The organism is Nitrosopumilus zosterae, from assembly GCF_025998175.1.
Lineage (GTDB): Archaea > Thermoproteota > Nitrososphaeria > Nitrososphaerales > Nitrosopumilaceae > Nitrosopumilus > Nitrosopumilus zosterae.
This window is the reverse complement of the sequence record NZ_AP026695.1, coordinates 493053-515321: the sequence shown is the minus strand read 5'-3', so window position 1 is coordinate 515321 and position 22269 is coordinate 493053. Positions and strand designations below refer to the sequence as shown.

Sequence of the window (22269 nt, the reverse complement as noted above, 5' to 3'; positions counted from 1 at the left end):
ATTAATCTAACATTTCAATTGAAATGTTACGCGTTCACCATCTGCAGAATTTAGAACAGATTTATCCGGTGAGATAATTTTTCCAAGAATATTCACGGGTGAAGCCGGGGTGATTTCCCCAGGACTGCCAATTGGGGTAGGGCCGTAAAATAGACATATTGCTTTTCCAGTTGGCCAATATGCAACATCATTAAGATCAACAGGCGACTTTGCATTTTCTTCAGGTTGAGATATTGGAGATTTTGAGGTATAGATTTCATCACCCCACACATTCAGGTCCACTGTGAAGGGCAACTTTTCAATAAGATCTTTGACTGTTTTTGGGGAATTAACATCATCCAGTTCTAAAAGTATACTCGATGATGGTGGTATTTTGATTTCAACTTCATATTTCATGAACTTGGATAATATTTGAATTAAATAAGAACTGTGAAATTGATCCTGAGCACAATACTGCAAATAAGACAAACAGAAGATATTTTCTAGAATTCTTCATTTTTCAATAATTTATTCAGTAATTGTGATAGTGCCTTTCATACCAGGATGAATTGAGCAATAGTAATCAAAAGTACCTGTTTTATCTGCCAAAAATGTGACTGATTCACTTTGAAAATAACTAAGATCTTTGATATGTACATTAAACTCATCGATATTGAGATTGTGTTTGGAAGGATTGTCAAGCTGGTTCTTTTCCTCATTAATCAAGTGAATCTGAACAAGATTTCCTTTGGACATAATAATTGAAGGCGACGTCTCAGAGGAGGATTGGAGTGCTTTACCGCCTTTGGTGAGTTGGTAATGGTAGATGCCTTGAGGAGATTTTACTGCCTTTAGGAATACGTTTGTAGAAGGAGCAAAAACAAAACCATCGTAATTGACCGGACTAAGCGAATTCAATGCAATTCCCCCTATCAAAATAACAACACCCGCAACGACACTAACTGAAATTATGTTTGTTTTAGATAGTTTGGAGAATTTTTTCTTTGTCTTGTTCAATGTTTAGAAATAATTTTCTTGCATAAATACAATAATTAACATTGTTAAGGAACCACTAAAAGGAAATAATGAATTAGTTTATGTCGTTTAGAAAAATTTGCCTTCTATGCAAACACAGATTTGGGCCAGTGGAAGTATACATGTTTCACATCAAAAATAGTCACAATAAGGTATCATCCGACGAATTCGCAAAAAAGCATGACGAATCAAAATGGACATTTAGAAACTAGTTATTATTTAAAAATTCCATTTCATAGAATTCATGGTTTTCAACATAAAACATCAGAGAAATTACTGAATATGTATTTCACATGAATGGTTAAAATGTAGAAGTCAAAATGATGTTTTAGTATGTCTCAAGCAGAAATTGAGTAGCAGTACAGCACGGGTTTTAACTTGGAATCACATCATTTTACGATAGGGACTTCTACACAAATAGATTAACAGTATTTGCGTATTTATCATTCACTTAACATTGTTAATTATTCTGTAAATACTTGAATCGGGAAACAATGATGTGAGATTGTCCTATTGAAAACATGTATTGTGTGTGGAAAAGAATTTGAACATTGGTGTGATGATGTTTGCTCCACAGAGTGTTCTGATCAATTAGAACATTAAGAAGGATTGATGGTAGTTCAGCAGGGAAATATCAATACATCCATCATAGGAATTGAATTAACAATGTTAAGTAACACGTTATAATCTCAAATTTCAAGTTTTTGCATGAAACCAAAATTATCCTTTAACAAAAATTTGGTAAAAAGCATACTAAAAAGAGAAACCACATTTTCCAACAAATGTAAGATCTGTGATATGGAGTTCACTGATCCAGAAAGGACTAAAAAACACATGATAAAGGCTCATTCAAAACCCAAACGTGCAAAAGATCACTGAATATGGCTAAAGCATATATCTTAATGAATTGTGATTTGGGCTCAGAAATAGATGTCATTTCCTCACTGAAAAATATCGAGGGCATAAAAGAAGCTCATGGCACACTTGGCCTTTATGATATTGTTGCAAAAATTGAACTAGGATCAGAAAAGAAAATTCGAGAGGTCGTTACAGGTATTATTCGGAAAATGCCCAAAATTCATTCCACTTTGACTTTAACACGTTCCGAATCTGAAGGATTGTTTCAAACTTCTGAAAAATTACTGGGAGCAATATTGGGACAAAATATAGCTCAAGCATATGTTGTAATTCACTGTAAGAACGGAGAAGAGTACACCATCCTGAAAAACATCTGCCACATTCCAGAGGTAAAAGAAGCTGATGTGGTTTTTGGATTATATGATGTAATTTGTAAGATTCAAGCATCAGATAACAAAACACTTGAAAATGTCATTACTAAAGCCATACGTGCATTACATGACATTGAATCCAGTATGACATTAAACATAATCAATGAACAGGAACAACGTACCGAAATACTCGATAGACACATGATGGTAAACTAACGTGGAGGTATTTTGAATTTGACTAAAAATAATTCACATAATAAAATCAGGGGGGATATTTCATGGGATTAGGAGTAAAAATCATCATATTTGCGATCATAGCAATTCTTGTACAAATGTTTGGCATTATTCTATTGTAATATTTTTGTGAAAATCTCAATTACCGATTGTCAAATTGAATTTAGATTTAGTATGAAAAGATGATTTGAATTAAATGAGATCTGTGAAACGAGCATTCCCAATATGATCAATATTCTATATAGATATCATAGGCTAGTTTTTAATTACGTAATTCCGGGGATAATTTATGGGCCAATGGTTATCATGGATAAAATCCAATGAAAAAGAACTCCTAAAGATACTGGATGATTTAGCAAAAAAAGCTGTTGAAACCTCTGAAGCAGTGGTTGTTTTATTCAACGATCTAAGTAACAAAGAGCAAGCAAAAAAAATTCATCAATTAGAAACAGAGGCAGATGTTTTGACAAGAGACATTTTTTCGGAACTAAACAAGACATTCATCACACCATTGGATCGTGAAGACATGCAAAGAATTGCATCTAAAATAGATGATGTGATTGATTTCATGGATGGAATTGCAGCTAGAGTTTACAGTTATCAAATAACTACCCCTCCACCATATACCGCAGAGATGGCTCATGAGCTTGTAAAGGCCACAAAAGAAGTAGAGTATATGATTTCAAAGCTACAGCGCATAAAAAATCCAAAAGACATGATTGAACATTGTAGAAACACCAGTGATATTGAGCATACTGTAGATGATTTGTATAGAGAGGCCATCAAAGAGCTATTTGAAACAAATGATGCAATCAAAATCATCAAACTAAAGGACATCTACGAAACAATGGAAACTGCATCAGACAGATGTGTAGATGTTGCAGATGTCATAGAAGATATTGTCCTAAAATACACATGAGATGATCAAATGATAGAAATAGCAATTGGTGCAATCATAGTTGCATTAATCTTTGATTTTGTTAATGGATTCAACGATTCTGCAAATTCCGTTGCCACGGTAATTGGAACACGTGTGCTAAAACCAATTCATGCAGTAGGATTGTCGGCAGCAATGAATTTTATTGGACCTTTTATTTTTGGAGTGGCTGTTGCAACAACCATTGCAAAAGGAATTGTCAGTCCTGATGACATTACAGTTTACATGATCATAGGAGGGTTGGCAGGAGCAATTGGTTGGAGTACTCTTTGCACTTATTTCGGATTGCCAATTTCAAATAGCCACTCTTTGGTAGGAGGCATAATGGGTGCAGGTATTGCAGGATTAGGATTTGAAAAATTGGTTTATGGCGGTTTGACTAAAATTTTTGCAGGAATTGTCATTTCACCTGTTGGTGGAATGATTTTCGGTCTTTTAGTTACCACATTGATTATCACAGTATTTGCAGGCTACAAACCCGGACCAGTAAACAAAACATTTGGCAAATTACAAATTGTTTCTTCAGCATGGTTTGCTTTAACTCACGGGGCCAATGACGGACAAAAAACAATGGGAATCATTGTGCTAATCCTATTTTCTGCAGGAATGATTCCTGAACTTGAGATGCCATTATGGGTAATCTTGGCTGCTGCAACAGCGATGGGTCTTGGAACTTTCTTTGGAGGATACAAAGTAATCAAAACTTTAGGTGTGAAGATCACAAAACTCAAACCATATCAAGGATTTGCAGCAGAGACCAGTGGAGGATTAATGCTGGCAATCTTTGCAGTATTAGGAATTCCAGCCAGTACAACACATGCAATCACTGGAACAATTATGGGTTCAGGAGCAGCACGTAGAAAACGGGCGGTACGATGGAAAGTCAGCAGGCAGATTGTATTTTCATGGATAATTACAATCCCAGGTAGTGCATTGATGGGAATGGGGGTCACTTATTTGATTCAGTTGTTTGTTTGAAGACATATTCTTTAATCATCAATAATTTTCCACATATTCACCTTGGGTGTTTTGACAGAACTAGAGAATCAAAATTGGACAAGATGTATTTCTAAAAACATTTTCAACTGTACTATGATAATGTTGTTTTTCATAATGAGAAGCAAGTTTTGTTTTTGTCATCACTATCAAACCTACATTGTGCTTATCGGCAAATTCAAGGATTTTAATGGACGCTAATCCATTTTTGACAATTTTAGAATCACAAGAAACATCGTGTTCTTTGGCCAATTTTTTTAATTTTTGATGTTGTAATTCAACCAGTTTACTTTCTTTTTCAAACTCTTGTTTGCTTGTTTTTGTCTTAAATCCAAATGTATGTCGTTCTTCCAAACAAGTAAGGATTGTAATCTTTGCACCAATAGATATTGCCAGAGACATTGCTTTTCTAAATGCTTTTTCGCTATCTAAGTTTCCATTATACGGAACTAAAATATGTTCAAAAAGAGCATTCATTTATTCTCAACATCGATTAATAAAATAGGACAAGATGTATTTTCCACAATCTTTCTTGAAACACTGCCTAATGAGAGTAGTTTTTTGACCCCTTTGAGCTTTCTTCGTTTTGACATGACAATTAGATCCACTTTTTCTTTTTCAATAGTATCCAAAATTATTTCAGATGCATCCCCAATAACTACTTGAACTTTGGATTTGATGTTATTCTCTTTGCATTGCTGAATGTATTTTTCCATCTTTTTTTCCATGTCTTGTCTCATTTCTTCATTTACCTCGTCAATGGATTTTAGCAGACTGTTTCGTTCGGATGAAGATAACGCAAATGAGGGCGGATACTGTACGGCTTCTACAATATGTAAAATAATAATCCGGGATGATTTTCCAGACACATAAATGGCATGCTTCAATGCCTCATCTCCTGCCGGAGTTCCTGCATGAGGCAAGAGAATAGTTTTGTACATTATCTGTTTTTAAACAACTTGGTAAATAAACTATTAAGATGTTGATAGAATTTTTGTTGGACAAACATTGTAAATGAAAAAATCACTTAAATTATTTCTCATAGAGTATGCCATATGTTGTAATTTCAGCGGTAAAAGTTTTTGAATTAAAAGAATTACCAAATGAACCCGTAGGTATTTTCTAGATACTGTTTCTTTTTCGTGTGCTTAGGTTCGATTATTGTACTAATCACTTTGTTATTTCTAGGATTTTTTTATTTTTTTAAAGAGTTTAAATCCTGTCTTCATAATTTTGATTTGCTTTATGATTTTTATTGTTATTTTTAGTATTTTAAATCCTACAAATATTGGCATCAGAACAAGCATGATTATTTCAAGCCAGTATTTTTTTACGAAATGTTTAGCATTTCGTATCTCAAGATATGCCACTACTAATTCGACAGTAAGTAGGCACACTATCGCCCAGAAAATAATATCAAATATCATTATTGTTTGCTCAGTAATTGCAAACATGGGTTTAGAAATTCCCAAAGCAGAATGCTCAATGTTCACTAAACCAAAGAAAAAAATCAGAATTAATGTAAACGTGACAAAACTTAGTCCTTTCTTAAACAATAGCGGGAATATCATTTATTTTCCAACATAGGCATATACTGGATAAACTTTTTTGGTTTTTGCAGACTTGTAATCCCAATTGGATTTTTCCAAATCTAAATTAACAAAATATTCTTGAATAGAGCCATGAAGTTTTGCATATACGTCACCGCCAACCATTATTTGATCAGACTGGGCTAAATTTTGAATTTTAGCTGCCATGCTAACAGACGGTCCCAAAATATCCACGTGTGCCTCTTGCAAATCATCCCCATATCGTACAATTGTGTTTTCGCCATAATCTATGCCGATCTTTATCTTTAATTCCGGAAGATTGTTACTTTTTAAAATTGGATTTATTCCAACTTTGATAATTTTCAACATTGATTCTGCACAAGAAACCGCTCTGCTTGCAACAGATGTAGACAGTTCTTCTGCAACAAAATATCCAATCACAGCATCACCAACAAATTTCAATACAAATCCATCATGGCGTTTTATCACATAGGCCATCTCTTGAGCAAAGGTAGTAAAAATAGTAGCAAGTTTTTCTTTCGGTAAATTTAAGATCATGGAGGTGGACCCTACCAAATCTACAAACAAAACTGCCATATTCATACTCTGCAACACTCTTTCTCTAAGAAACATTTCTGATTCTTCGGTTACCGCAGAATAAAGAAACTCCTGGTTTAGTGATTTGTGTACCCTGTCTTGTATTTCTTCAACCAAGGTCTCAGAATCCACAACTTTTTCTGTACCGCGCCCCAGTAACATGTCAACTATACTGGGCGTTTTTGGCGACAGTAAATTCTTAATTCCTATTTTTGCAATATCTTTTGCATTGTTTTCCAACAAGATACTTGTGATGCACACTAGTTTAAGTTGTTAGATGAAGATATCAAGATAAGACTTGCATCTTTTCAGTTTCTTCACTTTTAATTGAATTTCAAAGACAAGAAATCTTCTTTACATGTTATATGATTATAGAATGAGCGATAGACTAGCATGAAAGGTGTTTTGAAATAAATAAGACCGTTGAAACGAGGGTTATTTGAGAAAAATAGGAGATCATGATAGAATAAACACAGTATATTCCAAGTCTTTGATCAAACTTTGATCCAATTTTGTAAATTTGAATTGTAAATCTTTGGCTTTTCGATATACAGAATCATCCATAACTACAGTATTTGGTAATGCATACTGGTTAATCTTAAAGCAGATATTCACAGGTTCTCCGAAAATATCATCAAGTGATGAATCAGATGTTTTTGTAATTTTGCCATTCGTATCTGGTTGTTGTAAATTAATCGCAATCTGCTTTTGCCATTCCCACATGTCAACAGATTTTGTTCTTGCCACATCTACTCCGTCGACTGCATCAGAGGAAGCATCCCTTACATCAAAGTAAGCCATAGTTCCCTTTTCTTCTGGAACTCCATGCAAATGGAAAAGATACCTTCCCGGTTCTTTCCATGTTGCCTCGAAGATAGCTGCATTTCCGGGACTTACTTCCCAAGTTTGTGTTTTGATAGGTTCATTTTCCCAAATTCCAGATATTATAGTATCAAATATTGTTCCATGAATGTGAAATCCAAATGCAGCAATTGCACCCATGTCAACATAATACAATCTTACTTTTTCTCCAGTCTTTACAGGTAATGGGTTATTCCAGTATTGATCAGCATATCCGTTAAAGAAAACATAATCAGGAGTCCAAGTCTCTTGGTCTTCCAAATCATATTCACCCTTTACAAGAACGTATTCTCTAGCAGGCTCTAATCCTTCTTTTGGATCTACAATGAAAGCACCATACAATCCATTTCTAATATGTTCAGATACAGGCATTACATGACAATGATACATGAATAATCCTGCAGGTTCTGCAGTGAAATCATATGTATAGGATTCACCTGGAAGAACTTCTTGGAAAACTCCATCGTTTTTTTCATTATGATCTCCGTGAAAATGCATCGTATGTGGAAGTTTTCCATTATTGATGAAATTAATAATTACTCGATCACCCTCAGTTGCCCTCAATGTTGGACCAGGAATGGTTCCATTGTAAGTCCAAGCTTCAACTCTAGTTCCAGGTGCAATCTCAAGTGTCGTATCCTCAGCAATCACAGTATAGGTACGTGTTATGGGGGAATTGTGGACAGAGTTTTTATCTGCAAAGGACTGTAAAGGTAATTCTGCATCTAGGAAAAAAATTCCAAGAGTTACTCCAAGAGAGATAACTCCTACAAGCATTACAATAGTTCTGTCCACAAAAGAAATGTTACTATGATGATATTAACTAAGAAGTTTATTCTGCAGTCATTTGCAAACGACAGTATACGCTGATCTTATCTAATAGAAATAATCTATTCTTCTATTGGCACCAAGATGTAAAGAATATTGTATTAATTTTATAACAAAAAGATTCGAAGGAGGTTTGAAATACCAAAATGGGTTAAAATGGTGTACTACATGTTCCAGATTTATTCAAACAAAGCTAATTCGATGCTCTTGTTGCAACACAAAATTACGAGTGAGGGCAAAAAACAGAATTTATCACAAGAAAAGGTATAGTTTAGAGAACAAGTTACTCAAAGATTTAAAGGTTGTAGAGTTATGAGTATCCAAGGAATGTATATGCTCAATACATCTCAATACACTGAAGAAAAAATTCATGAATCGTTAGAATTACTATACATGGATAGAAAAAATGAATTTCGTGAATTGTCACAAGTATTTCTTGGAAAAAAGAAATTAAGCGAAATGCCAAACTGGAAGGAATTTATTTTGAATTTCTGTTTAGATGTAGAGAATTCTTTTAAAACATGGAATGGTAAAGTGCAACCATCTACAACTTCACCACAGAAAGCTCTGACCATTCTAAGGCAGGTTGGAAATAATATGACATCGATGAATCAGTTAACTCACATATTGAATATTTCATACAATCTATCAGCAGAGTTTAAAGAAATTTACAAGCGTTTGAAATAATCACTCAAAATATGTTTTAACTAATGAAAGTTCAGATATAACAAATTAGATTTGCAGATCATTTCAGGAATAAAAATAGTCTCGAATTAGAAAAATAGATCCTATTCGTCATCATTTTAGCAGTATGACTTGGATCATCTTTTACTTCATCCTGATTGAAAAAGTATTTTGAATTAAATAGGACAGTCAAATAGGCACATTCAACATAATTTTAGATGGATTTGTACATTAGAACATCAGGATTTCAGATTGTTTGAACTATTTTGACAGATTCCAAGGTCTAGATTCCAAATAGTCAATTTCTTTAATCATATCTTCGACTTTTTTTACTATTGCAAACACTGATTTGTATTCCTCGTACATGTTAGTCTCTTCTTCCTTTGTCAGAACAGTAGCCTCAGCAGTATCAAAAAATTTGTTTTCTTTGTGCAAATGATCTTTTAGAAACACACCGTATGCATTAAGATATCTTGAAACAGGTTCTCTTTCATCAGATCCTTCTTTCCACAATTTTAGATGACGGGATATTAAACGTGCGACATTTCTTCCAAATTCATGCTCAACTAGAAATCGATGAATCTCATCTTTTAGAGAGTCATGATTTGACACACATGGGAAATAGGAATCTTCTTCTCGAGAATGATGAATGGTGTCAATAAACTCAGAAATTACAATCATAATTTTAGATAAATCCAAAAATGGAATATCTGTACCTTTTTTTAATTCCTCAGAGCATTTGAAGACTATTTTTTCCAAACGTTTCACCTGATCATGATCTGTACGTAGTTGATTAGTTGCACTCATTTTGTATCACCAAACTATTTGTCAGATAAAAATTCTTTGAGAACTTCAACAGCTCCTGATGTATCACATGCATCTAATCGGTCTAATAGATATGATTCATCTTCAACTTGCTTCATTTTTTCTTTTAATTGTCTATATTTTGTAGCATCTTCTTGATTTTGAAATATTTGTTGTATGTCTTCTGAAGTTAGAGAACTTCCCTTACATTTTGATTCCAATTCATCTTTATTCATTGATTTACAATATTTTTTATATGAATTAAAGGAGCATCATGCTTATCAGCACTGAAAATGAAAAAATAGACATTGAATGAGAGTGGTAAAATCAGTCTTTTAGTTTACTCTCTTTGAAAAACATCTGAATTAAATATCATGAAAGAGGATGAGTTACATGACTATTGGAATTTACTTTGGCTCACAAACTGGCAAGACTGAAATGGTATGTGCCAAGATAAAAAATGAATTAGGTGATTTATCTGCAGATCCCAAAGATGTTTCTGAAGTTAGAGGAGACATAAGTCAATTCCTAGAAATGGATGGTCTCATCTGTGCCATTCCTACATGGAATACTGGTGAGGAGGAAAATAGATCAGGTACTGCTTGGGATGAACTGTTAGAAAAAATTGGGAATTTAGACCTTAGGGGTAAACCCGTCGCAATATGTGGCACGGGTGACGCTGCAGGTTATGCAGATAATTTTGTTGATGCAATGGAGGAGTTGCACAGGTATTTTGAAAAAGCTGGTGCAAAAATGGTTGGATATGTAAGTACAGACGGATACACCTTCACGGGTTCAAAAAGTATCATTGATGGAAAGTTTTGTGGGCTGCCTGTTGATGAAGACGGCGAATCAGATCAGACTGAAGAAAGAGTCAAACTATGGTGTACTCAACTAAAATCTGAAATGGGATTATAATTATAGATATTTTTGATTGATGGAAAATATGCTTCTTGAAAACACGCCAGATATTGTTGTAATACTTGTTCCGTTAATAATTTCTATAACTGCTATTGTTATTTCCATATATACAGCAAAAAAATCAGAAGATGTTCGCCTTTACAGTTCATTGGACAACACATACACACAATTAATGAAGGTAGGTGTAGACCATCCAGATTTCAGAGATCCGCATAAAACAAACAACTACAAAAAATCTTTTGATGGTTCAAGACTATACGGATATGAATCGTATGCATTTATGTCAATTAACATGGTTGCAACAGTATATGATCGTTACAAAAAGATTCCACGTACGTGGTACAACATAATCAAGATAGAAGGAGATCTTCACAAGTCTTGGTTTTATGATAATTCTCAAAAATTCAGAGATGAGTTTGTAGATTTTATCGATCAAAAAATCATAAATTCAAAAAAGAACTGAACTGGTTTTTAATTAATAGTTTTTTTTAATTCCATATTACTGTGATTCAGATGCTAAATAAGGGATAAAAATCACAGTAAAGATGAAATTACGATTTGTATGTTAATGTTTTTTGTAAAACGATAGCATGAATAGGTTTAGGATCTTTTGATGCAGAAAGAAGAGTAACGGTTTTTTTATCATTAATTATTTTTTTAATTTCATTAAACGAGTCGGAATTTTTCTCAATTTCGACAAGGTATTTTTTCTGGAATTGCTCTCTTTTTTCTATGTTATCGTGATACCATTTCCGTAAATCGTTGCTTGGAGTGATTTCTTTTATCCATAAATCAATTTTGGCACGCTCTTTTGTAATTCCTCGAGGCCACAGCCTATCCACCAATATTCTATACCCATCAGTTTTTGAATAATCTTCATAAATTCTTTTAATTTTAATCATTACTTTTGCCAATTTATTTCACTATTAACACTGGGCATTTTGATTTTTGTACAACGCCATTTGCAACACTCCCAAGAATCATTCTTTTTACGCCTGTTCTTCCATGAGAACCCAATACAACAAGGTCTGTTCTCGAAGATTTTGCTATGTTGATTATCTCCGTTACTATCGAGGTGCCTTGTTTAATTTTAACAGATATTGGCACATTTGATTTTTTAGCCACGGTTTCAAGTTTATGTGTGTGTTGCCTCACTATTTTTTTTGTTTTTGAATCGTCTGTGGATTGATTTTAGAATAACCCATTATTGCAGAATATTCTCCTGGAATGATTGTCAATAAAGTTATTTTGGAACCATTTGTTTTTGCAATTTCTAACGCTATTTTAAATGCTCGATTAGAAAACGATGACATGTCGTATGCAATTAGAATATTTGTAAAAATCATATATTATATTAAGAACATTTTTAGATATTATAGGTTGTGTAACATTGTTAATACATGTAAAATAAAAAAATAATTTCTTTTAATATGGGTTAAAATATGAAAAAGGTAAAAAATATTCTTATTTTTAATAATTTCAATGTTTTAATTCACACAACTCCACCTACAATTGATACATTAAATTATTTTATAAAATCACAGTACAATTGGCGAACAATAGTAATAATTTACAAATAAATGTCATATCTTAATTTTCTTTTTAATTAAATATTGAATGCATGTCAAAAAATTCCAGTATTACCAAAAATTTAACCTGTTGCGATAGTAAATAAAATGAAAAATAAAAGAGTAATCATATCTTTTCTCCAAATACTCTCTGACACTTCCAACAATAATCTGCTTTTAGTCCTTCGCGTGTTTCAGTATGTATGAGAATTACATCCTTGTGTAGTGGACAGATTTTTTTCTTATTAATGGACATGTGGATTTGGTTGACCAGAACCCAATTTCTGATAACTACCAGCAGCTTTTTCATGAAATTCATGGTTTGATTGGTCTACCTTGATTGCCTGAGGGGGACAAACAGACACACATATCATACACCAAATGCAGTCATGTTCTCTAATTGGATCAGACTTGTCTGTGTAGTCTTTTCTTCCCTCTTTGTCTGAATTCTCGCCTGTCCCATCAAATGTCTCACCGATTACACTTTTAGCTGGAATATCTTTTTCTGTTCTGTACCATTGGAATACCTGTACAGGGCACGCCTCGATGCATGCTCCATCAGCATAGCATGAATCCCAGTAAACTGCAACCATAGTGCAGCTGACTCCTAAAGGTTCAATTTTTTCGCCCCGTTTTGCAAAATCCTTGACAGTCTTAGAATGTGTTGAGGCTTCTTTTAACTTACCAGGCCCCCAAAACCAATGAAAATTTTCACCATCTGAATGCATTATTTTTCCAATAGGTTCCATACCTTCTGGGAAACTCTCATCAATTGGCATAATGGTTGCATTTGTTTTTAATATTTTAAAAATATGGAGTTTACGTTGCAAACAAATGTAGTTAGAAAAACATTTGAAGTCATACATCTTGTTGCGAACGGATATTAGAATAGCAATAATTTTTTTATTTCCGAATAAAATGTAGGACGATGTATCCTTGAAATTCCATCATACGTCATTAATAATTATAATCTGTTAAATACACACAATCAATGTTTTGATACAGAATATACTGCTTCATATCCATATTTGTCTTTCATTTCTTTTGATTCAATTTTTTTAAAATCAAAATCATTACTAAAAGATGCAACCAAATCATACAAACTTTTACCTATGACAACACCATTTGTTGTAGCCAATCTGTTGATTTTAGAGCATTTGTTTACTGTACTTCCAAAAATATCTTCTACTGATGATGTAAACACTTTAGCAATTCTAACTGATCCATATGTGATGCTAATCCTATAGTCTGTTTTCGGTAATTTGTTTTTGAGCATTTTTTGATTAATTTGTATATGCTCATCTACAATCGCAATACAGCAATCAAGAACTTTTTTGAAGGCATTCAAATCTTCAGTTTGGTTTGTTCTTGGAAAATAAAACAATAACGCATCTCCAATGTTTTTTACGACCAATCCATCATATTTTGTGATGACAGACGCAATTGAATTAAGAAATATGCTGTAAAATGTATCCGTATCAGAGTCTGATAATGATGATGTTATTTTGGTAGAATTTACAATATCTACAAAACCCACACAATAACTATTATCAGAATCTGAAAATTTCAACAACTCTTCTTCCTGTTGTTTTATGACATCATCTCTTTGCTTTATTGAAATTAGCGCCTCTTGCATCTTTTTTGTCATAGAGTCAAATGCCAGAGATAAGAGCCCAATTTCATCTTTAGTTCGAATATTTGTACGGACTTCAAAGTTACCATCAGACACCTGGTTAACTGCATTGATCAATTTTACTAGTGGTCTTGAGATCAAATTTCCCAGAACAAATGCAATTATTCCTATTATTGATGTGACAATTATTCCTACAATCAAAATTTCTTTTTGAAGTGCGGTAACAGGCCCAAATGTTTCAGATTCATCAATTTCTGCAATTAAAACAAAGCCTGAATTTGGAGAACAGTATGAAGCACCAAAAATAGATTCTCCTCTATAGTCAAAATAGGTATCACCATGTACATCGGCATTATTTTCAAAACATTGCGTTACAGGAAGAGTATTTACCATTTGATTAAATGCAATATTCTCCATAAATCGTGATTCTGAAATAAGAGTATGGTTTTTGTTTACCAGATATACTTCCCCTGTATTTCCAAGTCCACTTCTGTTTAGTAATATTTCATCTATGTCAGTGGTACGTATTGTTGCAATTAACAAACCCAAAATATTTTTCGAGTTTTGTTCAAAAATTGGGTGGATTACAATTAATTTTCTCGTATTATTGTCTAGAATCTTAAATTCAACACTAGGGGTTGTTACAGCATCAGAATTTCTTGATTCAAAAATATCAGAAACATTTGATGATTTCAAATCTATTAATGAAAAAAGTAGAGTTCCTTCTTTGTTTGTAATTTTTATATCCTCTAAATTAATGGAATAACCTATAGTGATTTGATATTCATTGATTATTTTTAAAAATGATTGTCTTTGAACATTTAGAAGAGATGAATTATTTTCATCGTACGTTTGAAGAAGTTGATGTAATTCAGGATTCTGTGCTAAAACCTGTATGTCTTTTTTTCTTTCTTCCAATATATTTTCCACAGATTCACCTCTCAACGATGCTTCTCCAATAAGTAAATTTTGTGTATTTTCTTTAAGGATTTTTTCAGCAGAATTAAAGCTCAGATAAGAGGTAGCAAAAATTGCAACCACAGAAACTATTATTACAAAAAACACTAGTTTACGATTTATACTAAAAGTTTTTTGTGACATATTACAAGACTTTCAATTCATTTCTGAGTCTTAAAAGTTAGTTCGTTTTGAGATTATAAAATGAGGAATTTTCGGCTCAATTCATTGATATTCGTATTATTGTTCAGTCTACGAGATCTCTTTTGCACATTTTGTCGAACATATATTTTCAAATCTACTAATAAATTCTCTTCCGCAGTGAAGGCATTTTTTGAAACTGCTCATAATACATACAGTAAGCAACAATCAATTATTAACAAAAGTATCAAGTCTAGCTTAATTATCACAATATTTGTTGAATTGAACATATCATCGCGATTCACACATTATACAGTATGAATAACTTGATTCAGGAAATTAAACAAAAGAAAAAACAAGGCTTTTACAAAATACCTAGACATAAAAAAGCATTTTACATGTTTCATGTAATTGCAATTACTGCAATAATTTTGATGGTTGCATTATTGTAGGGTTTTCTGTTTTGTCTCAAATAATCTGTTTTGTATGTAATGGAAAAATTATCCAATATTATCATAAAGGATACAAAGGTATCAGAGGGAAATGTCCAGACTGCGGATCAGAGTTTCCCCTGGAATGAATTTAAGACTATTCTTCTTTTAATTTACTTTCTCGAAATGATCCAGAGTTGTACCAGCAATATCGGAAATAATCAAGACACCATTCATGAAATCTAACATCGTTTCCATAAAATGCAAATCCTATATTTGCATCGCCATTTCTGTTAGGAAATGATATGCATGCTTCTTTTTCATTAAGTGCTACAACCACCAATACATCCTTTGACATTTTTCTTTCAATGATTCCATTTTCTAATAATTGATTAAACCCAAATTTTTCCAATGTTCTTTTTCTGCCTTTTGGAACTATGCAAGATTCTGAAAGAATATAATTTATCTTTACTTTGTCATCTCTTGCTTTTTTTATCAATGGTTCTATTAGATCATTTGATACTTCTGAGTGTAATTCATAGATGTATTCATTGGCATTTTTATATATCGACTTCCATTTTTCCATTACTTTGGTAAATCCTTTAACATATACTCCAGTAGATAATGCACCGATTCGCTCTATGAATTTTGCAGGAAGGTTTCCAAAATCATGCTCTTGAAAATATTTTCGGTTATTTGAAAAAAAGATCATTGTAGGAATCTGTGTGCAAACTGTACTCCCATACACTGTAAGATGGTAATATCCTTCCACATCTTTTTCGATAAAACCTGATTTTGCAAGACGCTCAAAATTCCTATGAACCTCTTGAACCGTGGAATCAAGTTTCTTGGCCATTGGAGAAACCTTTGATTTTTCTTGCATCAAGTGAAAGAGGATGTCTAACCTCTGCTCACTTGCAAGGTCCAAAAAATCACTACTAGCATTGGTGTAGCTCTTTCGCATATTGGTTTTTGCACACGCGTTGAATCTAAATCTTCTTGATATTCTAATTTAGAATCTTTGCAAAGCAGTCACGATAGGCAACTTGCGATATTTGCTTGGCTAGTGTTTTTGAATCGACCTGGTTTGATGTTATAACAAGTACGGTTCCATATACAGTTGGAATTGTCAGTAGAGTGGTTTTTTCTCGTTCAATTATAGAATAACCAAATCTTCCAAAGTGCTTGTTATGATCGCTTTGCATAGAGGCATACAGTCTGGTTTGCATACATAGCATGATTAACCCATCTTTTTCCAAGTCATCTATCAATATGTTTTGTTTTTTCACATACTCTACTAATCTTCCATTATCATTAATCAATCCCACAAAGTAGATATCATGTTCCAAAGCAGAAATAGATTTGCAAATATTTTGAAAATCTACATTGGTGATGTCACAAGTCATTTTTACACACACTCCGTCTTTTTGTCGGCTATATTCCACAGTATCTTTTGATCCAATATTGTTTTTACTTTATTTTTCAACATTTGTATCACCAAAAAATTAATTGTGGATTAACTCCACAAAGTTACAATCAGAACAGATTTTTGCCTGTACTTTTTTCCAGGGTTGTTCAGCATGTACTGAAATATTTGTATCACTAACCATTATTTGGTTTGAGCATTTTGGACATGTTTCCATACGTATGATTTGTTGTGGTGGTTCATTAGTTGAGGTATCAATAATAGCTGTATCTTCATAATCGCAGCTGAGTGAGAATTATCCGTCTTGGTTCTATTTACTCTACAATTTTTTATCAAATCTTCATCTGCCAGAGGATCTCATTGAGAGAGATTTTTAATTTTAAATTTTGATAAACAGTCTATTCTCAAAATTAACAATCGACTTTGAGAATAAATAGAAAACTTGTGTTTTATTCTGATGGGAAACAAGAAAATTATGGTTTGTTTGGATGATCAAAAAATCCTCGTAGAGGATTAGATAAGGCAATTTTATTTGCAAAACAATCTGACACCGTAATTATAGGTGTTCATAGTGATACAAGTTTTAGTGCATTCTCTGCATGTTATACAAGTATAGAATTAGTGATAAATATATCTCGCCTGTAGGGGTATTTTGAATTAAATATCCCTTTTTTTAATTGATTATATGGAAATTCACGTATACGACACTTATGTCAAAGCAGCAGATGGTCATACCATGCACTTTGATGTAATCACTGGTGAAAAAGATCATGATAAAGCCATAACATATGGTAAAGAGTGGTTAGAATCAATAGGTGAAGGACAAGCAGAGATGACTACAAACGAATGTCAATTCTGCCATTCACAAGGTGCACCAGAGCCTGTAGAGCAGGCAATTAAGGAGAAAGGCTACTTTATCCAAAAGATGGAAGGCTGTCCTTAAACATTTTTTCCTTTTTCTACAAGACTTTTTTAGATTAATCGTTTTAGAAATAACATGTCTGAACACAAGTATTCAAAGTGGACTGTTGAAGGAGACAAGAAAACCAAATGGATTTGTGGATGTTTTCAAACATCAGATAATTATTTCAAATTCTGTGATACGCACAGTATAACTTTGCAAAAGGCAATTCAAGCTCAAATTGACGAATTAGATATGACATTGATTGTGGAAGATTAGATTGCAAGAATTGCAACAAATGCAGACACAAAGACTATAGCAATTGTGTTAAGTAATTTGATTACAGTGTTTAGTGCAGGTCCCGCAGTGTCTTTGTAAGGATCACCAATGATGTCTCCAACTACTGCAACTTTATGGATTTCAGAACCTTTTTCCCCTCTCATTTCTACCAGTTTCTTTGCATTATCCCATGCACCACCAGTATTTGCCAAGTGATATGCTAAGAGGATTCCAGTTACAACAGCACCCATCAACAATCCTGCTACGGCAGTTGGACCTAACAAGATTCCCAAAATTATTGGTGCAAGAATTGCGACAATTGCGGGTTTCCAGAGTTCTTTAATTGATGCAACAGTTGCTATGTCTACACATTTAGCATAATCAGGTTTTGATGTTCCAGCAAGAATTCCAGAATCAGCTTTGAATTGTCTTCTTACTTCATCAACCATTTTTCCTGCAGCCCTTGATACTCCGTTAATGAGTTGGCCTGTAATTATAAATGGAATCAAACCACCAATTAACAATCCAACTATGATTGCCGGATTTGTTAAACTATAATCCAATACCAAAATACCGGCAAAGATGTGAGATGCTTCAAATTGGAATGCTTGGATCATAGCTAATGCAGCTAATGCAGCACTGGCAATGGCAAATCCCTTTGTAACTGCCTTTGTGGTATTTCCAACTGCATCAATTTCATCAGTGACTTTACGATTTTCCTCGCCCATTCCAGTCATCTCTACAATTCCACCAGCATTATCTGCAATTGGTCCAAATGCATCAATACTTAGAACAATTCCAGCAAGACTCAGCATTGCCATTGCAGTCAAAGAGGTTCCAAAAATTCCATACAATACTGGGTCTGCGCCTTCAGGAGCCGCTGCAGAAGCAATGCTATAAGATAGAATAATCGCTACAACTAGTGCAATCATAAATGGTCCTGTAGATTGCATTCCTTTGATAATGCCCATCAATGTTAATGACGCATATCCCCATTTTGCAGAATCTGCAATTTCTTTTACAGGACTTTGTTTGTAACTTGTATAGAAATCAGTGATTTTTTGTATGATTGGAACTAGAATTACGCCAATTACAGTAGAGCCGAACAGGGCATAGGCTGTTGAGGAATCATCAATGAATTGTGTAATGAATACAAAGTTTAATGCAATAGCAATAGCTGCAGATACATAAAATGAACGGCTAAGCGGTTTCATTACATCAGTAATATTCTTGGAGCCAACAATTACAACACCAATGATAGATGCAATCATTCCTGAAGAACCAATCAAAATTGGATAAAGGAAAAAGTTTGGTGCACCAATTAATGCTGCAATAAGTAACGCTGCAAGAATTGTGACAATATAAGATTCATAAACATCAGAACCCATTCCAGCGGCATCTCCCACATTATCTCCTACATTATCTGCAATTGTTGCAGGATTTCGTGGATCATCTTCAGGAATATTTGCTTCAACTTTTCCAACCAAGTCGGCACCCATATCTGCGGCTTTTGTGAAAATACCACCGCCAATTCTAATGAACAGTGCTATGAGACTTGCGCCAATACCAACACCTGCAATTGTGATTGGGTCTGGAAATATTACATAAAGACCGGTAATTGCTAAAAGAGCCATTGCAGGAACTGCTAGACCAACTGTAGCACCGCCTCTAAACGCCATGGCAAATGTTTTTCCTAGTCCACTGCTACTTAGATGGGCAGCTCTAACTGCCGCTTTTACTGTGATTTTTAATGAAATAACTCCGGCAACTGCAGACAAGGTAGCACCCACTGCAAATGCCAATCCGTTTGAAGGTTGAAGAAAAGCACCAATAATTACTGATAATCCTATAGCAACAGGAACGATAATTTTCATCTCTCTTTTCAGAAATGCCGCTGCGCCTTCTTTGACAGCATTGGAGATATCCATCATTTCTTTTGTTCCTGTTTGTTGTTTGGAAATCCATGCAACCAAACCTCCAGCGACTAAAAATGATGCAATGCCGGCAGCAAAAGGCAGAATCCCCGATATTTCCATGTTATACTCAGCTTGCCAAAGTCTGGAAATATAAATCAAATAGCAGAGATCTTGTTTCTTTTTCTATAAGGCAAAAATGTTTTGCCTCCAAGTCCTTGTCTTACTAATTTGTTGAATCTCTTGCCATGAGCAAGATATGGAAATCTCATATGGATTAATTCATGGACAAGAGTGTTTTCAAGAGTTTTCTCATCAGGAATTTTTCTCACATTTATGAATACCAAATTATGCTGAAGATAAGATACCCCATAATACTTGTATGCAGATGTACGTCTGCCCTCAGTCATTTCCTTTGGTGCATCAAGAACTTCTTTTGTGGATAATAGAATTCTAGGTTCTGGAATAGAGAAACGGTTTGAATAGATTCCAACTTTTTCTAATATTTGTAATCGTAGTTCGGGATCAAGTTTCATAATTTTTTCTACAACAATATGCGTTTATCTTGAAATGTCAATTGTTGTGAGAAGTTTGGTGTATTTTGATTCTTTAAAAATATGAATTAATAGGGTCAGAAGGTTTAGTAGAGTAATCATCAATCATACAGCCACCGTCTCATCATACCCCAATTATTCCATTGAATCAAGTAATGATTGTGCTTTATTTCTAATTTCTGGGGTAATCGTGACTATAACTAGTCCTTCGTTTGGTTGACCATACAGAACAGTTGCATTTTCAGGAGCATAAATACAGACTGGCAAGACCAGAAGATCTTCTTCACCGTTTACAGTTAATCGTATCGGAGGTTTCATTGCAAAGGCTTTCTTAATTACATCCATACTGTTTGATGTGATTTCTGCAGGAGGATTATCAACTGTCAATTCAATTGCAGATTCCAACTTTGGAGGTTTTCGTTTTGCTCTCTTTTCCAAATTGTCAATTATTTGCAGAGAAGGAATCAGACCAAACTCAATCATTTTTTCAGTTGTTCTATCACCAACAGTGATAATGTAGGAATTCTCTGTAAGATGTTTTTGAATATTTGTTTTGTCAGCTTGGCTTTCAGGTAAAAGTAATCCTAAAGGAACTTTCAATTGGTCTCTTAGAGATTCAGGTAATTTCACATTAATCGTGACTAGACAGTACTTGCCTCAGGAGATGACTCTTCACTGGAACTTTCAGAGGCCATCTCATCTTGTAACTTTGCTGCAAGAATACTGCATTGTGCTGCAATATTTTTTGCGCTCTTTCTAAAAGCCAGTGCACTTGGAGAATCAGGACTTGTAATCATAATTGGTTTTCCCAAATCAGAACCTGCCATGATTCCAGAGTTTAATGGAATCTCACCAAGGAAAGGCATGTTGAATTGTTCGCTAATTTTCTTTGCACCGCCTTCACCAAAGATGTAATGTTTGTCATTGCAATTTGGACAGACAAAGTAACTCATGTTTTCAACTACGCCGATGATTGGAACGTTTAGTTTTTCAAACATGGATACGGCTTTGACTGCAACGTTGCTTGCAACATCTTGTGGAGTAGTAACAACAAGAATTCCAGTAATAGGAATTGTTTGTGCAAGAGTTAGGGGAATGTCACCAGTGCCTGGTGGGAGATCTACAATAAGATAATCTAAATCAGACCAATTAGTATCAACCAAAAATTGTTTCAGGATTCCAGAAATGATTGGACCACGATAGATTGCTGCTTGGTTGGACTGGTCCGCAAAGAAACCAAAAGAAACAACTTTCAATCCATTAGAGTCTGCAGGTTGGAGTTTGTTGTCTTCTACTTCCATGAATCCATCCTTCATTCCCAACATCAACGGAATGCTAGGACCATAGATATCAGCATCTAGCAATCCAACTTTAGCTCCTGATTCGGATAAAGCTAATGCTAAATTCAGAGAAACAGTTGATTTTCCAACTCCACCCTTTCCACTTGCAACGCCAATGATATTTTTGACAGTTGCCATTCCAGTATCAGCATCAAGTGAACGACCTTCCATTACTTTGGCCGTTACCTTCAAATCAAAATTTTTCAAATCAGTTATTTCGCCAATTACCTTTCTTACATCATCCTCAATTTCGACATTGAATGGACATGCAGGAGTTGTTAATTCTAAAGTAAATTTCAAATCACCGTCATTTAGTTCCAGATCTTTAATCATTCCCATTGATACAATGTCTTTTTTCAAATCAGGATCAATGACAGTGCTAAGTTTTTCAAGAACTTGATCTATCCCCACCATTGTGTCAAAAAGTCAGTTCACTTTATTTAAACGTGAACTACAGCTTGCATCTATAAG

General features: G+C 34.0%; 29 protein-coding genes. 9 read left to right on the top strand and 20 right to left on the bottom strand.

Going from position 1 to position 22269, the window contains the following annotated elements; all coding sequences use genetic code 11:
* Positions 1–6: 6 nt before the first annotated feature.
* Together OO712_RS03090 and OO712_RS03085 are read right to left on the bottom strand one after the other, a co-directional pair.
* Entirely contained in the window at positions 7–396 is a 390-nt protein-coding gene (locus tag OO712_RS03090; protein WP_109876694.1) for a cyclophilin-like fold protein, read from the bottom strand.
* Positions 397–507: 111 nt separating this feature from the next.
* On the bottom strand, positions 508–996 hold the full coding sequence (locus OO712_RS03085) for a cupredoxin domain-containing protein (protein WP_109876695.1): 489 nt from the start codon (positions 994–996) through the stop codon (positions 508–510).
* A gap of 899 nt (positions 997–1895) precedes the next feature.
* Between OO712_RS03085 and OO712_RS03080 the strand changes: the two genes are divergently transcribed.
* The 3 genes from OO712_RS03080 (at position 1896) to OO712_RS03070 (ending at position 4392) form a co-directional block, all read left to right on the top strand.
* Positions 1896–2459: an Lrp/AsnC ligand binding domain-containing protein gene (locus tag OO712_RS03080; RefSeq protein ID WP_109876696.1), complete on the top strand. Its 564-nt coding sequence runs from the start codon at positions 1896–1898 to the stop codon at positions 2457–2459.
* Between the two features lie 307 nt (positions 2460–2766).
* Positions 2767–3396: a DUF47 domain-containing protein gene (locus tag OO712_RS03075; RefSeq protein WP_109876697.1), complete on the top strand. Its 630-nt coding sequence runs from the start codon at positions 2767–2769 to the stop codon at positions 3394–3396.
* Between the two features lie 9 nt (positions 3397–3405).
* Positions 3406–4392 (top strand): inorganic phosphate transporter, encoded by a 987-nt coding sequence (locus tag OO712_RS03070; protein WP_109876698.1) that lies wholly within the window; start codon positions 3406–3408, stop codon positions 4390–4392.
* A 60-nt stretch (positions 4393–4452) separates the two neighbouring features.
* Here OO712_RS03070 and OO712_RS03065 read toward each other — a convergent pair whose 3' ends face one another.
* The 5 genes from OO712_RS03065 to OO712_RS03045 form a co-directional block, all read right to left on the bottom strand.
* Entirely contained in the window at positions 4453–4887 is a 435-nt protein-coding gene (locus tag OO712_RS03065) for a universal stress protein (protein ID WP_109876699.1), read from the bottom strand.
* Positions 4884–5351, bottom strand: coding sequence for a universal stress protein (locus tag OO712_RS03060; RefSeq protein WP_109876700.1), 468 nt, complete (start codon positions 5349–5351; stop codon positions 4884–4886). Before OO712_RS03060 ends, OO712_RS03065 begins: the two co-directional genes overlap by 4 nt.
* A gap of 243 nt (positions 5352–5594) precedes the next feature.
* Positions 5595–5981 (bottom strand): hypothetical protein, encoded by a 387-nt coding sequence (locus OO712_RS03055; protein WP_109876701.1) that lies wholly within the window; start codon positions 5979–5981, stop codon positions 5595–5597.
* On the bottom strand, positions 5982–6797 hold the full coding sequence (locus OO712_RS03050) for an adenylate/guanylate cyclase domain-containing protein (protein WP_109876702.1): 816 nt from the start codon (positions 6795–6797) through the stop codon (positions 5982–5984).
* 216 nt (positions 6798–7013) lie between these two features.
* Positions 7014–8195, bottom strand: a complete 1182-nt coding sequence (locus OO712_RS03045) for a multicopper oxidase domain-containing protein (protein ID WP_225866865.1) — start codon at positions 8193–8195, stop codon at positions 7014–7016.
* A 363-nt stretch (positions 8196–8558) separates the two neighbouring features.
* Here OO712_RS03045 and OO712_RS03040 point away from each other — a divergent pair, with 363 nt between their 5' ends.
* Entirely contained in the window at positions 8559–8933 is a 375-nt protein-coding gene (locus tag OO712_RS03040) for a hypothetical protein (protein ID WP_109876703.1), read from the top strand.
* 258 nt (positions 8934–9191) lie between these two features.
* Here OO712_RS03040 and OO712_RS03035 read toward each other — a convergent pair whose 3' ends face one another.
* Together OO712_RS03035 and OO712_RS03030 are read right to left on the bottom strand one after the other, a co-directional pair.
* On the bottom strand, positions 9192–9737 hold the full coding sequence (locus OO712_RS03035) for a hemerythrin domain-containing protein (RefSeq protein ID WP_109876704.1): 546 nt from the start codon (positions 9735–9737) through the stop codon (positions 9192–9194).
* Positions 9738–9751: 14 nt separating this feature from the next.
* Positions 9752–9970, bottom strand: a complete 219-nt coding sequence (locus OO712_RS03030) for a hypothetical protein (protein WP_109876705.1) — start codon at positions 9968–9970, stop codon at positions 9752–9754.
* Positions 9971–10127: 157 nt separating this feature from the next.
* Here OO712_RS03030 and fldA point away from each other — a divergent pair, with 157 nt between their 5' ends.
* The gene (gene fldA / locus OO712_RS03025) at positions 10128–10652 is read left to right on the top strand and encodes a flavodoxin FldA (protein ID WP_109876895.1); all 525 of its coding nucleotides are present in this window, start codon (positions 10128–10130) and stop codon (positions 10650–10652) included.
* 28 nt (positions 10653–10680) lie between these two features.
* On the top strand, positions 10681–11118 hold the full coding sequence (locus tag OO712_RS03020) for a hypothetical protein (protein ID WP_146195984.1): 438 nt from the start codon (positions 10681–10683) through the stop codon (positions 11116–11118).
* A gap of 88 nt (positions 11119–11206) precedes the next feature.
* Here the strand turns inward: OO712_RS03020 and OO712_RS03015 are convergent, their stop codons facing one another.
* From OO712_RS03015 to OO712_RS02995, 5 genes are all read right to left on the bottom strand, one after another.
* Positions 11207–11569 (bottom strand): DUF488 domain-containing protein, encoded by a 363-nt coding sequence (locus OO712_RS03015; RefSeq protein WP_200829056.1) that lies wholly within the window; start codon positions 11567–11569, stop codon positions 11207–11209.
* A gap of 1 nt (position 11570) precedes the next feature.
* Positions 11571–11780 (bottom strand): universal stress protein, encoded by a 210-nt coding sequence (locus tag OO712_RS03010; protein ID WP_263970062.1) that lies wholly within the window; start codon positions 11778–11780, stop codon positions 11571–11573.
* 29 nt (positions 11781–11809) lie between these two features.
* Entirely contained in the window at positions 11810–12001 is a 192-nt protein-coding gene (locus OO712_RS03005) for a universal stress protein (protein ID WP_263970063.1), read from the bottom strand.
* A gap of 467 nt (positions 12002–12468) precedes the next feature.
* A complete protein-coding gene (locus OO712_RS03000; protein ID WP_109876897.1) occupies positions 12469–13002 on the bottom strand; it encodes a 4Fe-4S dicluster domain-containing protein in 534 nt (177 codons plus the stop codon).
* Between the two features lie 209 nt (positions 13003–13211).
* A complete protein-coding gene (locus OO712_RS02995; protein ID WP_160049207.1) occupies positions 13212–14897 on the bottom strand; it encodes a cache domain-containing protein in 1686 nt (561 codons plus the stop codon).
* Between the two features lie 374 nt (positions 14898–15271).
* Here OO712_RS02995 and OO712_RS02990 point away from each other — a divergent pair, with 374 nt between their 5' ends.
* Positions 15272–15406: a hypothetical protein gene (locus OO712_RS02990; RefSeq protein ID WP_263970064.1), complete on the top strand. Its 135-nt coding sequence runs from the start codon at positions 15272–15274 to the stop codon at positions 15404–15406.
* Positions 15407–15542: 136 nt separating this feature from the next.
* Here the strand turns inward: OO712_RS02990 and OO712_RS02985 are convergent, their stop codons facing one another.
* Together OO712_RS02985 and OO712_RS02980 are read right to left on the bottom strand one after the other, a co-directional pair.
* Positions 15543–16349 (bottom strand): helix-turn-helix transcriptional regulator, encoded by an 807-nt coding sequence (locus OO712_RS02985; RefSeq protein WP_109876708.1) that lies wholly within the window; start codon positions 16347–16349, stop codon positions 15543–15545.
* Between the two features lie 43 nt (positions 16350–16392).
* Positions 16393–16830, bottom strand: coding sequence for a hypothetical protein (locus OO712_RS02980; RefSeq protein ID WP_109876709.1), 438 nt, complete (start codon positions 16828–16830; stop codon positions 16393–16395).
* Between the two features lie 666 nt (positions 16831–17496).
* Between OO712_RS02980 and OO712_RS02975 the strand changes: the two genes are divergently transcribed.
* Together OO712_RS02975 and OO712_RS02970 are read left to right on the top strand one after the other, a co-directional pair.
* On the top strand, positions 17497–17754 hold the full coding sequence (locus OO712_RS02975) for a DUF2024 family protein (RefSeq protein ID WP_109876710.1): 258 nt from the start codon (positions 17497–17499) through the stop codon (positions 17752–17754).
* Between the two features lie 54 nt (positions 17755–17808).
* Entirely contained in the window at positions 17809–17991 is a 183-nt protein-coding gene (locus OO712_RS02970; RefSeq protein WP_109876711.1) for a hypothetical protein, read from the top strand.
* Here the strand turns inward: OO712_RS02970 and OO712_RS02965 are convergent.
* From OO712_RS02965 to OO712_RS02950, 4 genes are all read right to left on the bottom strand, one after another.
* The gene (locus OO712_RS02965; RefSeq protein ID WP_109876898.1) at positions 17988–20027 is read right to left on the bottom strand and encodes a sodium-translocating pyrophosphatase; all 2040 of its coding nucleotides are present in this window, start codon (positions 20025–20027) and stop codon (positions 17988–17990) included. The two genes, OO712_RS02970 and OO712_RS02965, sit on opposite strands and share 4 nt — an antisense overlap.
* A gap of 35 nt (positions 20028–20062) precedes the next feature.
* Positions 20063–20440, bottom strand: a complete 378-nt coding sequence (locus tag OO712_RS02960) for a hypothetical protein (protein WP_109876712.1) — start codon at positions 20438–20440, stop codon at positions 20063–20065.
* A gap of 153 nt (positions 20441–20593) precedes the next feature.
* Positions 20594–21058, bottom strand: coding sequence for a GTP-dependent dephospho-CoA kinase family protein (locus OO712_RS02955; protein WP_109876899.1), 465 nt, complete (start codon positions 21056–21058; stop codon positions 20594–20596).
* Between the two features lie 41 nt (positions 21059–21099).
* On the bottom strand, positions 21100–22212 hold the full coding sequence (locus OO712_RS02950) for an Mrp/NBP35 family ATP-binding protein (protein WP_109876713.1): 1113 nt from the start codon (positions 22210–22212) through the stop codon (positions 21100–21102).
* Positions 22213–22269: the final 57 nt, after the last annotated feature.

Excerpts from the sequence above, each read along its gene's own strand:
- OO712_RS03090 (WP_109876694.1), bottom strand. The coding sequence starts at position 396 with ATGAAATATGAAGTTGAAATCAAAATACCACCATCATCGAGTATACTT.
- OO712_RS03080 (WP_109876696.1), top strand. The coding sequence starts at position 1,896 with ATGGCTAAAGCATATATCTTAATGAATTGTGATTTGGGCTCAGAAATA.
- OO712_RS03075 (WP_109876697.1), top strand. The coding sequence starts at position 2,767 with ATGGGCCAATGGTTATCATGGATAAAATCCAATGAAAAAGAACTCCTA.
- OO712_RS03070 (WP_109876698.1), top strand. The coding sequence starts at position 3,406 with ATGATAGAAATAGCAATTGGTGCAATCATAGTTGCATTAATCTTTGAT.
- OO712_RS03065 (WP_109876699.1), bottom strand. The coding sequence starts at position 4,887 with ATGAATGCTCTTTTTGAACATATTTTAGTTCCGTATAATGGAAACTTA.
- OO712_RS03060 (WP_109876700.1), bottom strand. The coding sequence starts at position 5,351 with ATGTACAAAACTATTCTCTTGCCTCATGCAGGAACTCCGGCAGGAGAT.
- OO712_RS03055 (WP_109876701.1), bottom strand. The coding sequence starts at position 5,981 with ATGATATTCCCGCTATTGTTTAAGAAAGGACTAAGTTTTGTCACGTTT.
- OO712_RS03045 (WP_225866865.1), bottom strand. The coding sequence starts at position 8,195 with ATGCTTGTAGGAGTTATCTCTCTTGGAGTAACTCTTGGAATTTTTTTC.
- OO712_RS03040 (WP_109876703.1), top strand. The coding sequence starts at position 8,559 with ATGAGTATCCAAGGAATGTATATGCTCAATACATCTCAATACACTGAA.
- OO712_RS03035 (WP_109876704.1), bottom strand. The coding sequence starts at position 9,737 with ATGAGTGCAACTAATCAACTACGTACAGATCATGATCAGGTGAAACGT.
- OO712_RS03030 (WP_109876705.1), bottom strand. The coding sequence starts at position 9,970 with ATGAATAAAGATGAATTGGAATCAAAATGTAAGGGAAGTTCTCTAACT.
- fldA (WP_109876895.1), top strand. The coding sequence starts at position 10,128 with ATGACTATTGGAATTTACTTTGGCTCACAAACTGGCAAGACTGAAATG.
- OO712_RS03020 (WP_146195984.1), top strand. The coding sequence starts at position 10,681 with ATGCTTCTTGAAAACACGCCAGATATTGTTGTAATACTTGTTCCGTTA.
- OO712_RS03005 (WP_263970063.1), bottom strand. The coding sequence starts at position 12,001 with ATGATTTTTACAAATATTCTAATTGCATACGACATGTCATCGTTTTCT.
- OO712_RS03000 (WP_109876897.1), bottom strand. The coding sequence starts at position 13,002 with ATGCCAATTGATGAGAGTTTCCCAGAAGGTATGGAACCTATTGGAAAA.
- OO712_RS02990 (WP_263970064.1), top strand. The coding sequence starts at position 15,272 with ATGAATAACTTGATTCAGGAAATTAAACAAAAGAAAAAACAAGGCTTT.
- OO712_RS02985 (WP_109876708.1), bottom strand. The coding sequence starts at position 16,349 with ATGCGAAAGAGCTACACCAATGCTAGTAGTGATTTTTTGGACCTTGCA.
- OO712_RS02975 (WP_109876710.1), top strand. The coding sequence starts at position 17,497 with ATGGAAATTCACGTATACGACACTTATGTCAAAGCAGCAGATGGTCAT.
- OO712_RS02970 (WP_109876711.1), top strand. The coding sequence starts at position 17,809 with ATGTCTGAACACAAGTATTCAAAGTGGACTGTTGAAGGAGACAAGAAA.
- OO712_RS02965 (WP_109876898.1), bottom strand. The coding sequence starts at position 20,027 with ATGGAAATATCGGGGATTCTGCCTTTTGCTGCCGGCATTGCATCATTT.
- OO712_RS02960 (WP_109876712.1), bottom strand. The coding sequence starts at position 20,440 with ATGAAACTTGATCCCGAACTACGATTACAAATATTAGAAAAAGTTGGA.
- OO712_RS02950 (WP_109876713.1), bottom strand. The coding sequence starts at position 22,212 with ATGGTGGGGATAGATCAAGTTCTTGAAAAACTTAGCACTGTCATTGAT.